Genomic DNA, 13309 nt, shown 5'->3' on the forward strand with positions numbered 1-13309 from the left:
ATGGGAAGAACAATGATGATACATGCAAATATGATAATTCCGATTTTTTATGCATAAAGGATCACCTCACAAAATTCTATAAACATATAACAGTCATGCCAACTTCGGTTGATTAGCATTTGCCATGACAACCTCGCTTGGCGGTTCGAATAGGCTATCACCATGCCAATCTCGCCTGACGGCTCGAAAAGGCTATCGCCATGCCAATCTCGCCTGATGGCTCATTTTTTAAAAGTTGAAATACAAAAACGGGTTATAGCTGGCATTGACAAGGTAGGCGGTGGAAAGCAGCATCAGAATCGCCATCAAAATGACGCTTCCGTAATTGCCGACAGCCGGAACTTTGTCTGCGAGCTTAATAGCCAGCTTCTTTGGCAGATCCGTAGAACCGATGATCGCAATGATGAATAACAATCCGAAGTTCACAAGGATATATATGGTATAACTGTCGTAGAAGCTACTGCCAAAGCGGAACATCCGTCCCATATAGGAGAATGCCTGTGCGATCGTTGATGTATCAAAGAGTACCCATCCAAGCATGACGAGGACGATCGCATAAACACGTTTTATAATAGAAGGAATCTTTGTAAAGATATCCTGCTTTCCTGCTTTTGTCAGAGCAGTTGTAACCAGCTTTTCTATAATGATCAGAACACCGTACAGAGAACCCCACAGAATGAAGTTCCAGCTTGCACCATGCCAGACACCGGTTAAGAACCAGACAACTGCGGTGTTGAATATCGTACGGGCAAGTCCCTTGCGGCTTCCGCCGAGAGGAAAATATACATAGCTCTTGAACCAGCCGGAGAGGGTCATATGCCATCTGCGCCAGAATTCACTGATACTCTTCGACATATACGGATAATTGAAATTTTCCGGGAAATGGAAACCGAGCATTTTACCCAGACCGATCGCCATATCAGAATAACCGGAAAAATCAAAATAGATCTGTAAGGTATAAGCGGCAATACCAAGCCATGCGGTTGCAACCGGAAGCTCGGATAAGTCCATAGCTTTGACATTTGTCCAGACAACACCGATATTATTTGCGATCAGAACCTTCTTGCCAAGACCGACCGCGAAGCGGAGAATACCATCCCAGATCAGGTCGATGTCGATCACACGTTCATTCAGCTCGGTAGCCACATCTTCATAACGAACGATCGGACCTGCTACGATCTGTGGGAACAGCGTGACAAAGGCTGCAAAGGTGATCGGATTCTTCTGAACAGAGATGTTCTTCCGGTACAGGTCGATCGTATATGACATGGACTGGAAGGTAAAGAAGCTGATACCGATCGGAAGCAGAGAGGTCGGTGAACCATAGTGTGTTCCGAATATGTTATTAATATTTTCTATGATGAAATTGCTGTATTTGAAAAAGCCAAGCAAGGACAGATTCATGACCATCGATACGATCAGTGCAAGCTTTCGAAGTGCCTGACGGTCGCCTGCCTTATAAATGACCAGACCTGCAAAATAATCGATCATCGTCGATGCGATCAGTACAAATACATAGATTGGTTCGCCCCATGCATAGAAGAACAGACCGCTGATCAGGATGAACAGATTCCGTAACTGCTTCGGGACAATATAATAGATAACCAGTGTAACCGGTAAAAAAATATATAAAAATGTCAAACTGGAAAAGACCATGTGATACCCCAACTAACTTCATTATTATGTCGACTTCTGTCGCCGTAACAATTATAAAGTTAACGTATGGTAGTGTCAATCAGATTAAATATTAAATATTTGTGAGAAACCGGCTAAGAAACGGGAAAATATATAGATTGTGTGCATAGTTACAATACCGGCAGGCATATACAGATATACAGCAGTATTAAGACTACCAATATAGGATTTTAAGGAGATGAGAAAAAATCAACCCATGTGAAACCATGTGACTATATAAAAGAACTGCCTTACTTAGACTCGTTGTGGTTTCTATGATCTGCATATACGTGATTCGCAAATGTTCCTGTGCCAACTCGCCTTTCAGGCTCAGACAGGCACCCACATTTGCTCGTATATGCATCTCATTACGAAATCCTCACTAATGTCTTAGTAAGGCAGTTCTTTTATATAGATTGTATAGTTTCACATGGGTGTCCGTCTATCGGATAGCGTCCTTCATGCTTGCGACATAGTCTTTGATGTAAGGCACGCAGTCCCTGCCATATTTGGCGCAGAGCTTGACAATGGCAGAGCCGACGATCACACCATCAGCATGAGCAGCCATTTCCTTCGCCTGCTCCGGTGTGGAGATTCCGAAGCCGATCGCACACGGAGTATCCGTTACGGCTTTGACCAGCTTGGTCATAGCACCGATATCGGTCGTGATCTTGCTTCTTGTTCCGGTAACACCGAGAGAAGAAACACAGTAGATAAATCCATTTGCTTCTTTTGCGATCATGCTGATCCGGTCATGGGAGGTTGGTGCGATCATGGATACCAGATCCAGATCATACTTCTTACAGATGCCGTCGAACTCATCCTTTTCTTCGTAAGGGATATCCGGCAGGATCAGTCCGTCAATGCCGATCTCCTTACAAATGCCGATAAATTTTTCAGAGCCGTAAGAGAAGACAACATTTGCATAAGTCATAAATACCATAGGGATGGTAACTGTCTTACGGAGCTTTCTTACAAGGTCAAATACATCATTTGTCGTAACATGGTTTGCGAGTGCGCGGATATTTGCACCCTGGATAACAGGGCCTTCTGCGGTTGGATCTGAGAATGGGATACCAAGTTCGATCAGGTCTGCACCTGCTTCTACCATGGCATATACGATCTGTTCTGTTGTTTCAAGATCAGGGTCACCACATGTAACAAATGGGATGAACGCCTTTCCGTTTTTGAATGCATTTTTAATATTACTCATAGAGATCCTCCCCTCTGTATCTGGCGATGGCGGCAACGTCCTTATCGCCTCGTCCTGAAATGTTAATAACCATGATCTGGTCTTTGTCCATCTGTGGTGCAAGCTTCATTGCATAGGCAACTGCATGAGCACTCTCGATCGCAGGGATAACACCCTCGATCTTGGACAGATATTCAAATGCATCAACAGCTTCATCATCTGTAACAGCGACATATTCTGCTCTGCCGATGTCATGCAGGTATGCATGTTCCGGTCCGATTCCCGGATAGTCAAGACCTGCGGAAATAGAATAAACCGGTGCGATCTGTCCGAATTCATCCTGACAGAAGTAGGACTTCATACCGTGGAAGATACCAAGTCTTCCGGTATTGATCGTTGCAGCTGTCTCAAATGTATCAATTCCACGTCCGGCCGCTTCACATCCGATCAGGCGAACGCTCTTATCCGGAATAAAGTTATAGAATGCGCCGATCGCATTGGAACCGCCGCCGACACAGGCGAGAACGGCATCCGGCAGTCTGCCTTCCTTCTCCATAAGCTGTTCCTTGATCTCCTTGCTGATAACAGCCTGAAAATCGCGAACCATCTCAGGGAAAGGATAAGGTCCCATAACAGAACCCAGAACATAATGGGTATCATCGATTCTGGAAGTCCATTCACGGAAGGTTTCGGAAACGGCATCCTTTAATGTACCGGTACCGGTTTCTACCGGGTGAACCTTTGCTCCTAATAATTTCATACGATAGACATTTAAAGCCTGACGGATGGTGTCTTCCTTGCCCATGAAGATCTCACATTCCATACCCATCATGGCAGCAACTGTAGCAGTTGCAACACCGTGCTGACCGGCTCCTGTCTCGGCGATAACTCTTGTCTTACCCATTCGTTTTGCAAGGAGCATCTGACCGATAACATTGTTGATCTTATGTGCTCCGGTGTGATTCAAGTCCTCACGCTTCAGGTAGATCTTTGCACCGCCGAGATCCTCTGTCATTCTCTTGGCATAGTACAGACGGCTAGGTCTGCCGGCGTATTCATTTAACATTTCTGTCAGCTCCCGGTTGAATTCCGGGTCATCTTTGTATTTCTTATATGCTTCTTCAAGCTCAAGCATGGCGTTCATCAGTGTTTCCGGTATGTACTGTCCGCCATGGATTCCAAAACGTCCTTTTGACATATATGTTTCCTCCTGTATATGTTGTTTCTATATTATAAAATATCTTCAATGCTTTCTAATAAAGTTCGTTGTTCCTGCAGAAACAGGATTAGGTTCTATTCTACATCTTCCCCCCCCGTAACCATGCAAATGCGGCTTTCTTATCAGGGCTTCGCATAAAGGTTTCTCCGATCAATACTGCATCTGTGCCATTTCCCTTTAAACGGTCGATGTCCTCCGGTGTGCGGATGCCGCTTTCGGATACATAGACGACCGGTTTACCATTTATCGAATTCGGGATCAATGTCCGAAGTCTTACACTGTTCATGATGTCAACGGTAAAGGTCTTCAGATCGCGGTTATTTACACCGATAATGTCTGCGCCGATCGCGATCGCACGTCTGACTTCTTCTTCGTCATGTGCTTCTACCAGAACGGACAGGCCAAGGTCTGTTGCAAGCTCGTAATAGCTTTTGAGCTGTTCGTCGGTCAGGATCGCGCAGATCAGCAGAATGGCTGATGCACCGATCACCTTTGCTTCGTAGATCATATACGGATCAACCGTGAAATCTTTTCGCAGGATCGGAGTGGCTACCGCTTCATGGATCGCTGTCAGATAGTCGTTGCTTCCCTGAAAGTAAAATGGTTCTGTTAGTACGGAGATTGCGGAAGCACCTGCTGCTTCGTATTCTTTTGCAATCTCGATATACGGGAAATCCGGTGCAATCAGTCCTTTGGAAGGCGAGGCCTTTTTTACTTCGCAGATAAAGGAGATGCCCGGCTTTGCCAGATTATCCCGGAAAGGGAAAACAGTATATGGCTTAGTGCCGTGTTCCGTCTCTTTTTCTACGATCGCAAGTGCCTTTGCTTTCATTTCTTCAAGGGCAATCTGTTCTTTGCATCTGGCAACCCGTTCTTTTGTTTTTGCTGCTATTTCATCTAAGATCATATATATTCCTCCATAGCGATCCGGAGATTTGAAAGCTCCGGGTCGATTAGGTGTTTTGCTTTTACAAATAATTATGCATTTGTTGCCGCGATAAAGTCATCCAGCTTTTTCAGACCACTTCCATTATTTAAAATATCGGCTGCAAGAGCGAAGCCATCTTCCAGTGAAATCTGGTTTGTGATATGTAAAGCAGCACCGGCATTTAAGATAACGGCTGTACGTTTGCCATCTGTGATCTTGCCGGATAAGATATCCTTTGTGATCTGTGCATTTTCTTCCGGTGTACCACCGACCAGTTCGGCTTTGTCGCAGAGGGCAAATCCGTAGGCGGTTGGATCTAAGGTGTAAGTGTGAAATGAACCATTGTCAAATTCACATACAGTTGTTGTGGTAACGGCAGAGATTTCGTCCAGACCATCATTTCCATGAACGACCATGCCACGTTTTACACCGAGGTTGCTGAGTACTTTTGCAAGCGGATCAACGAGGGAGGCATCATAGACACCGAGTAACTGAAGATTTGCTTTTGCCGGATTTGCAAGAGGTCCTAAGATATTGAATACTGTAGGAATCTTGATCTCTTTTCTTGGAGCGCCGACAAATCGCATTGCTGTGTGATATTTCTGTGCAAATAAGAAGCAGGTACCAAGATCCTTCAGACAGGCTTCGCTGACTTTACAGTCTGCTGCGATGTTGACGCCAAGGGCTTCCAGGCAGTCGGCTGTTCCGCATTTGCTGGATGCTGCACGGTTGCCATGCTTTGCCACCTTACCACCGCCTGCGGCTGTTACTAATGAGGAAACAGTTGAGATGTTAAAGGTTCCTGCGCAGTCTCCACCGGTTCCTACGATGTCAATCTCCTCATCGACATCCGGTGTAAATTCACCACAGTGTTTTCTCATGATCTCAGCAAATGCTGTGATCTCCTCGATCGTTTCACCTTTAATATGAAGGGCTGTTAAGAAGCTTCCGATCTGTGCCTGTGTTGCTTCTCCACTCATAATTTCATCCATAACGCTGCTGCCATTTCTTTGTCTAGATTTTCACCTTTAACTATTTTAGCAATTGCTTCTGTAATCATATTGAAATCCTCCTTGATATTATCTTTTAATAAGACATTTGCAGGTTCTGTATAGAATTGTTATGATTAAACATTTTGACTTACCAAGACAGGGACATTTGAGTCCGCCGGTACTTGATGGTGCATTAGCAGCATCTTAGTACCGCTGCAGGGGTAACTGAGACCTTAGCGAGGCTTAAGCCGAGGTTAGTTCGAAGTTACACAGAGTGGAAACGAGCGGAAGCGTTCCCTGGTTGGTAATGGCAAAAATGTTTAATCTAAGTAGTGTATTGCAACCTGCAAATGTCTGGTTATGCCTCTAAAAAGTTTCGTAAGATGATCGTTCCTTTTGGTGTCAGAATCGATTCCGGATGGAACTGGACACCATATATTTCATAATCCTTGTGTTTGACTGCCATGATCTCATCATCGTCGGTTCGGGCAATAACGGTAAGAACATCCGGGAAGTTTTCTTCGGAAGCGGCAAGGGAATGATATCTGGCAACCTCGATCCGTTTCTGAAGTCCCTTGAACAGTTTGCAGTTGATGTCGACATTTGCAACGGACATTTTGCCATGCATCAGCTTTTTGGCGTATGTGATCGTTGCACCGTAGGTTTCACAGATTGCCTGATGTCCGAGACAGACACCAAGGATCGGAACCTTGCCGGCAAAATAGGAGATGGCTTCTTCACAGATACCTGCATCGGAAGGCCTTCCGGGACCCGGTGAAATGATGATCTTATCCGGATTCATTGCTTCAATCTCCTGACAGGTATATTCGTCATTTCGTATCACCTTGATGTCAGGATTGATCTTTCCTACAAGCTGATACAGATTGTAGGAAAAGCTGTCATAATTATCGATCAGTAATATCATGCTTCGTCACCTCGTATCTTCTGAGAATTAATCAATGCATCCGTTACGGCTTTTGCTTTGTTGATGCATTCCTGGAATTCGTTTGCCGGTACACTGTCGGCTACGATGCCGGCACCGGAACGGACAAATACTTTATGCCCCCTGCGGTATGCGATTCGGATCGCGATGCAGGTATCCAGATTTCCTGAGAAATCGATATAACCGATTGCGCCGCCGTAAATACCTCGTTTGTTATTTTCAAGCTCGTTGATGATCTCACATGCCCGGATCTTCGGTGCACCGGATAAGGTTCCGGCCGGAAGAACCGCATCAACAGCGGAGATCGCATCCAGATCCTCACGGAGTGTTCCGCGTACGGTAGAGCCAATATGCATAACGTGTGAATAACGCTGGATGGACATGTATCGTTCGACTTCGACCGTTCCAAACTGACTGACTTTTCCGAGATCATTTCTTCCGAGATCCACTAACATATTGTGTTCTGCAAGTTCCTTTTCATCTGCCATCAGGCTCTTTTCCAGTTCCAGATCTTCGACCTTGGTTTTTCCCCTTGGTCTTGTGCCTGCCAGAGGAAATGTGTGGAGAACGCCATCCTCTACCTTGACCAGAGTTTCAGGGGAAGCCCCGGCAACCTCGATCGTGTCACCGTCAAAGTAGAACATGTAAGGAGATGGGTTTGTGCTTCGAAGCAGCCGGTAGGTATCGAACAGGCTTCCTTCCATTTCGGCTTCCAGTCGGTTGGAAAGCACGACCTGGAAAATATCTCCTTCATATATATAGTGCTTTGCCTTTTCTACCATCCGGCAGTAGGCTTCTTTGTCAAATAATGGTTTGAATTCTGTCTTAAGAACAGGAGCAGGAATATCGGCTTCTGCGCCATGGAGAATGAGTTTTTTCATTTCTTTGATATCCTGTAAGGCTTTCTGATATTCTTCTTCGATATTTGCTGTGTTGGCATTTGCGATCAGGATCAGTTTGGATCTTACATTGTCAAATGCGATCACCTTATCAAATAACATCAGATCGACATCCTGAAATCCTTCCTCGTCCTTCGCATCAAGCACCAGCTTCTTTTCACTGTATTTCAGATAGTCATAAGAGAAATATCCAACCAGTCCGCCGGTGAAAGTAGGGAAGCCTTCGATCTTAGGGCTCTTATAATCTTTTAAAACCTCACGGATGAAGATTTCCGGATGGAAGCCGGAGGTCTCTTTGATGACTGCTCCGTTCTCATCCTTTAATGTCAGTGTTCCGTTCATACAGGTGATATCTAATTTTGGACTGTATCCAAGGAAGGTGTATCTTCCCCAGAGCTCCTGATTCTCCACGCTTTCCAGAATGTAGCAATGCTCATTTTCCGCTTTCAGTTTCTTCAACAGATTGATCGGAGTGATGATATCAGAGAGCATCTCATAACAGACCGGAACCATGTGATATCCCTGTTTCGCATATTCTTTTGCTTCGCTAAGTGTTGGTCGTATCATATGTTTCACCTCGTTCATAAATAATAGTTTAATAAGTTATTTGAAATTGTTCATGTATGGTGAGGTGCGCTTTGCCTGATCTGCTTTTTATAAAAAGAAAAAGCACCGTCAGAAGATTGTATAAAAAAATCTCATCCAAAAGCAAAACGCTTATAGGACAAGATACAAATACAACACTCCTGCGGTGCCACCTATATTCATCAAAATCTGATGCACTCAACCATATACTAACATATATGTACTTTCTATAACGGGAAGTCTCCGTCGCCCCTACTAGATTCGCTCGTTCGGTTTGCCCTCGCAAGTCCATTCACTTAAGAAATCATCACTGCAATCTCACCACCTGCAGTTCTCTGGACATGTTGTTCATAAGCTACTCTTCTTGCTCATTGGTTTGTTTTATTGTATTCATATTGCACCAGTATGATATATTTGTCAAGAGAAAATTTGTACAAAGAATTGAGTTATCTACAAAAAAACATTATACTAATCTTTATAATACAAAGAATGAGGAGGAAAGATATGAAAATAATAAAAAAATGTATTATATTTATAATTGTAGCAAGTTTGTTATTAACAAATTATGTAGGAGTTGTTAAGGCGAAAACAATTGAAGATTGTAAAACGATTTTATTTGATGTAGAAAATGAATATACAATTAACAAGGATGAATGTGTATTATATATAGGTGAAAGTCTACAGTTGGAAGTAAAAAAGAATGGGGAATCATTTCATGAAATAATATGGACGTCAGATGATCCTTTGATTGCAGAGGTTGATTCAAATGGAAAGATAACTGCTCATGGACAGGGTGAGACCACTATTGTTGGGGAAGTAGAAGATGATTATGTATTGTGTTATGTGACGGTTAAACAAGAATATATGTTAAATAGAACATCGATAAAAATGGTTGAAAAAGATTCATATCAATTAAGTGTTTCTTATAAGAATAAAAAATGTTCTAAATGACAGCCTTGCATAAAGCATGACAAGAAAAACAGCGGTGCAGACAATTAGAAATCGAAAAAGCCACATTCCGATGACTGGGCAATCCAGCACATCAGAGTGTGGCTCTTTTTATAGGCGGTCAGAGTTGCTTTCGGTTTTCTTTTGTAAGGCCGGAGATAGACAGATAGGTGAAATGACTGTTGTGATAAGAGTTGAAATATGACGGTTTTCCCGTTTTTAAACGGCGTTTGAAGTGCTGGCTGTGTGTTTTCCTGTTCAGTCGGCAAAACGGCGCAGAACGCAAACAAAGGCCGATTTTTACCTTTTTTCTGCCGCCGTTTAGCAACCACTCTGCAAGGCATCGTTTGCCGTTGTTGGGTTATCCGTTATCGGGAAAATCCACGCGCCAATTAAGTAATTACAAAAGAAAGAATTACTGGCTCTGTAAATTATCTATCTATTTTAGCAATGCGCATTTTCATATGCTTTTCGGATTTCCTCCGGCAAGTGGTCGGGAATCAGTTCCTTTAGTCTGTCCTCACTGCCGTCCTTGATTGCCTGCTCATAATACCAGCACTTGAATTTCAGCATATTCAGCGCCCGGTTCATGTGCGCGATCTCCGCTTCCATGTGGGCTTTCCGTTCCTCAAACATGGCTTTTCGCTGCGGGTAGGTGGCCGATCCTTCTACACACCAATCCATTCCTAACGGATACCAACCGAAGAAGAATTGCTGTCAAAGTGATGGCAATTTTTCTTTTTCGGCAAGTATTCAAGAAGTCATTAAGTCGTGAGTATAGTCGATGTGATAGAAAAATTATCTCATCATATCGGTTGCAACTTTTTTATGAACTCTATTGACAGCCCAGTCTCGACTGTGTATAATAGCTATACACAGAATTAACAGAGGTGATGGCGTGAATATTTTGATTGATAATAAAAGTGGAACACCGATTTACGATCAGATATATTCTCAGATTAAAAGTCAAATTATCAGCGGCGCACTAAAGCAGGACGAATTGCTGCCGTCGATACGAGGTCTTGCGAAGGATCTTCGTATAAGCTTTATTACGACAAAGCGTGCATATGAAGAACTGGAAAGGGAAGGCTTTATTTACACTTTGCCTGCTAAGGGGTGCTATGTAGCTCCTAAAAACATAGAACTGCTGCGAGAAGAAAATCTGAAAAAGATTGAAGAGTATATTGATGAGATTGTCAAACTCGCTGTTTCCTGCAATCTAAGCAAACAGGAAATTATAGAAATGGTCAATTTCAGCCTGGAGGAACAATAATGAACGCACTTGAGATTAAGAATCTTACGAAGTCATACCCCGACTTTACGCTCGACAACTTAAATCTGACACTGCCAAGTGGCTGTATTATGGGGCTTGTTGGCGAGAATGGTGCCGGTAAAAGCACCACCATAAAGCTCATTCTTGATATGATTCACAAAGACAGTGGTAGTATTACCATTCTCGGAAGGGACAACGGGGACAATATTAAACTTACAAAAGAGGATATCGGCGTTGTGCTGGACGAGGTGGGTATCCCTGAATGTTTGACCGTTAATCAGGTCGGAAAGGTAATGAAGCATACCTTTCAAAACTGGAACGATGCCGAATATTCTCGACTGGTACAGAAACTTGCACTGCCGGACAAAAAGCAGTTCAAAGAATTTTCTCGTGGAATGAAGATGAAGCTGGGAATTGCCGTTGCTATGTCCCATAACAGTAAGCTACTGATTCTGGATGAAGCGACATCAGGGCTTGACCCAGTGGTTCGTGATGAAGTTGTTGAGATGTTTAGCGAGTTCACAAGAGATGAAAGCCACTCTGTTCTCATTTCTTCTCACATTGTCAATGATTTGGAAAAGCTTTGCGATTATATCGCATTTTTGCATAAAGGGAAGCTTTTGCTGTGTGAAGAAAAAGATTTATTGCGGGAGGAATATGGTCTTGTTCATTGTTCCATTGATGAATTTCAGGCGATTCCATTCAACTCCGTTAAGTATAAAAAAGAAAATGCTTACGGCGTGGAAGCAATGGTGTTGAGAAATGCTGTTCCTTCCGATATTCATATCAGCCCAATCAGTATCGAAGAACTGTTTGTATTTATGGTTAAGGAGGCGAAATAACATGAAGGGACTTCTATTGAAAGATTGGTATATGATACAGAAGTATTGCAGATCATACATTCTCATTACCGCTGTTATTATTGGGATATCCCTTGCAAATGGTGAGAATTTGTTTTTTACATTCTATCCCTGTATGTTGTGTGGTATGATCCCTGTTACCCTGCTTGGATATGATGAACGTAGTGGGTGGATGCAGTACAGCGGGACAATGCCCTATGCAAAAGAACAAATCGTTTCTGAAAAATACTTAATCGGGGTACTTGTTCAACTAACTATGTTGCTCGTTACGGGAATTGCACAAGCAACAAAAATGATGATTGCCGGTGATTTTGTTCTTGGAAAGCTTGCTGTCCTTATGCTGTTGATGCTGGTCGTATCAATGCTTGCGTCCTCCATACCGCTCCCGTTCATATTCAAACTGGGTGTGGAAAAAGGAAGGACTGCTTACTATGTGATGATCGGTTTTGTATGCGGTGCAAGTGTTTTGGCAACCAGTTTCTTCAGGAGTCAGCTTGGGATAGAAATCAAACCCAACTTGGTGTTGGCAATACTTGCTGTCGTTGGAGTCGGGGTATGTGCACTTTCTTGGCGTATGGCTATCACTTTTATAAAAGGCGTGAGATACAATAATAAACCTTAGCTAAATGAAATGACTGTCAGTGTACCTCTTGAAGTTTTCAAGGCAAGTGAAATTGAGCAGAAAGAAGTGCAATGGCTGTGTTATCCGTATATTCCGTTCGGCAAAGTTACGCTGTTGCAGGGCAATCCCAGCGATGGAAAAAGCAAGCTAATGCTTTCCATTGCCGCCCTGCTCTCAAAGGGCGAACCTCTGCCCTTTACCGAAACGGAAGCAAACGAGCCTATGACTAACCGTTCTATGGGAAGACAATGAGACCGTCAGCGAGGTGCTTACAGCGGCGCAAAATGGTGCGATTGAAGTTTTTGCTTCGCGCTATGGCGGCTTTGAGCAGGTCGCAGTCTGTCGCAGAGTTTTTCAAGAAACGATGTCCAGACAACGACGCAGCCGGGAGATATCGTTTTATATTCCGGCAATCAGCTTGTCATATTCTTCGGCTCCAATTCGTGGAGCTATACGCGTCTGAGCCACATTGAAGGACTTTCTACTGATGAACTGACCGCATTGCTGGACAAAGACGTAGCAGTTATTGAAATAAAAACGGCTAAAATAACAATCGATCATAAGGGCTTGGGACTTTCCCAAAAATGAAAACAGAGCGTTTCGGCAGTCAGCCGGAGCGCTCTGTTTTTCCGGTGTGGGGCCACACAGGATTTGCTTGCTACTCTGCAAGTAAATCCCGGTCAACCCACGCCGTTTTTCGCAAGTGTATCTACACTTGCTGTGCTTGCTCTTCCTCCAACAATCGCATTGACTCGAACGTTTGTTCTTGTTATAATTGGAATGAGAGATTGAAAAAAGCCTTGGAATGCAGTTGATTTTCATTGGCAAATGGCGGCATCGCCGCCTTGATTACCGGCTTGCACAGGCGAACGAGCCTGTCAAGGACGCGCAGCGAGGCAAAGCCAATTCCTTGACAGATTTGCTCGGCTGTGCTACCAGCCATCCCGAAATTACGGAGGACATACGAAGATGAAAACAGACAATTTCTGCAAAGAGAACCGTCCCGAAGCAAAGAAAAAATTGCGTCTGCCCGATCAGTTGGAGCTGGTGATGGAGGACGGGACTGTGTATCGTGTACGCAGCTTCTTTGTCGCAGAGCAGCAGATGGGGGACGTGCTGGATGCCCTCTCCCTCGAAAAAGTCAATCGGGAGAACTGAATCCCGGCACATTGCC

The 13309-nt window shown here is 43.8% G+C and carries 15 protein-coding genes and 1 other annotated feature; of the genes, 7 read left to right on the plus strand and 8 right to left on the minus strand.

The window, feature by feature from the left end; all coding sequences use genetic code 11:
• Positions 1-228: 228 nt before the first annotated feature.
• The 7 genes from DW959_RS01255 to trpE form a co-directional block, all read right to left on the minus strand.
• Positions 229-1656, minus strand: a complete 1428-nt coding sequence (locus tag DW959_RS01255; RefSeq protein WP_118615064.1) for an MBOAT family O-acyltransferase — start codon at positions 1654-1656, stop codon at positions 229-231.
• Positions 1657-2116: 460 nt separating this feature from the next.
• Complete coding sequence (trpA, locus tag DW959_RS01260) at positions 2117-2887, minus strand: tryptophan synthase subunit alpha (protein ID WP_117784594.1); 771 nt, start codon at positions 2885-2887, stop codon at positions 2117-2119.
• Positions 2880-4064 (minus strand): tryptophan synthase subunit beta, encoded by a 1185-nt coding sequence (gene trpB / locus DW959_RS01265; RefSeq protein ID WP_021944302.1) that lies wholly within the window; start codon positions 4062-4064, stop codon positions 2880-2882. Before trpB ends, trpA begins: the two co-directional genes overlap by 8 nt.
• 100 nt (positions 4065-4164) lie before the next feature.
• The gene (trpC, locus tag DW959_RS01270) at positions 4165-4992 is read right to left on the minus strand and encodes an indole-3-glycerol phosphate synthase TrpC (RefSeq protein WP_118615066.1); all 828 of its coding nucleotides are present in this window, start codon (positions 4990-4992) and stop codon (positions 4165-4167) included.
• A 71-nt stretch (positions 4993-5063) separates the two neighbouring features.
• On the minus strand, positions 5064-6005 hold the full coding sequence (gene trpD / locus DW959_RS01275; RefSeq protein WP_347475293.1) for an anthranilate phosphoribosyltransferase: 942 nt from the start codon (positions 6003-6005) through the stop codon (positions 5064-5066).
• A gap of 358 nt (positions 6006-6363) precedes the next feature.
• Positions 6364-6930, minus strand: coding sequence for an aminodeoxychorismate/anthranilate synthase component II (locus tag DW959_RS01280; protein WP_008401724.1), 567 nt, complete (start codon positions 6928-6930; stop codon positions 6364-6366).
• Entirely contained in the window at positions 6927-8414 is a 1488-nt protein-coding gene (trpE, locus tag DW959_RS01285) for an anthranilate synthase component I (protein ID WP_118615068.1), read from the minus strand. Before trpE ends, DW959_RS01280 begins: the two co-directional genes overlap by 4 nt.
• 150 nt (positions 8415-8564) lie before the next feature.
• Positions 8565-8813 (minus strand) — a binding site (T-box leader).
• Positions 8814-8936: 123 nt separating this feature from the next.
• On the opposite strand from trpE, the gene DW959_RS01290 reads away from it, so the two are divergent.
• Entirely contained in the window at positions 8937-9383 is a 447-nt protein-coding gene (locus tag DW959_RS01290) for an Ig-like domain-containing protein (protein WP_182430040.1), read from the plus strand.
• Positions 9384-9824: 441 nt separating this feature from the next.
• On the opposite strand, the gene DW959_RS01295 is transcribed toward DW959_RS01290, so the two are convergent.
• Complete coding sequence (locus tag DW959_RS01295; RefSeq protein ID WP_182430041.1) at positions 9825-10064, minus strand: hypothetical protein; 240 nt, start codon at positions 10062-10064, stop codon at positions 9825-9827.
• 214 nt (positions 10065-10278) lie between these two features.
• Here DW959_RS01295 and DW959_RS01300 point away from each other — a divergent pair, with 214 nt between their 5' ends.
• The 6 genes from DW959_RS01300 (at position 10279) to DW959_RS01320 (ending at position 13293) form a co-directional block, all read left to right on the plus strand.
• The gene (locus tag DW959_RS01300) at positions 10279-10653 is read left to right on the plus strand and encodes a GntR family transcriptional regulator (RefSeq protein WP_033121791.1); all 375 of its coding nucleotides are present in this window, start codon (positions 10279-10281) and stop codon (positions 10651-10653) included.
• Positions 10653-11495 (plus strand): ABC transporter ATP-binding protein, encoded by an 843-nt coding sequence (locus DW959_RS01305; protein WP_033121792.1) that lies wholly within the window; start codon positions 10653-10655, stop codon positions 11493-11495. Before DW959_RS01300 ends, DW959_RS01305 begins: the two co-directional genes overlap by 1 nt.
• 1 nt (position 11496) lies before the next feature.
• Positions 11497-12135: an ABC-2 transporter permease gene (locus tag DW959_RS01310; RefSeq protein ID WP_118615074.1), complete on the plus strand. Its 639-nt coding sequence runs from the start codon at positions 11497-11499 to the stop codon at positions 12133-12135.
• A 9-nt stretch (positions 12136-12144) separates the two neighbouring features.
• Positions 12145-12387, plus strand: a complete 243-nt coding sequence (locus tag DW959_RS01315; protein WP_033121794.1) for an AAA family ATPase — start codon at positions 12145-12147, stop codon at positions 12385-12387.
• 141 nt (positions 12388-12528) lie between these two features.
• A complete protein-coding gene (locus DW959_RS14080) occupies positions 12529-12723 on the plus strand; it encodes a hypothetical protein (protein ID WP_243023300.1) in 195 nt (64 codons plus the stop codon).
• A 381-nt stretch (positions 12724-13104) separates the two neighbouring features.
• Positions 13105-13293 carry a hypothetical protein gene (locus tag DW959_RS01320; RefSeq protein WP_033121795.1) on the plus strand — a complete coding sequence of 63 codons (189 nt, stop codon included), beginning with the start codon at positions 13105-13107 and terminating at the stop codon, positions 13291-13293.
• Positions 13294-13309 lie beyond the last annotated feature (16 nt).

This window comes from Clostridium sp. AM46-21 (assembly GCF_003480025.1).
GTDB lineage: Bacteria > Bacillota > Clostridia > Lachnospirales > Lachnospiraceae > Coprococcus > Coprococcus ammoniilyticus.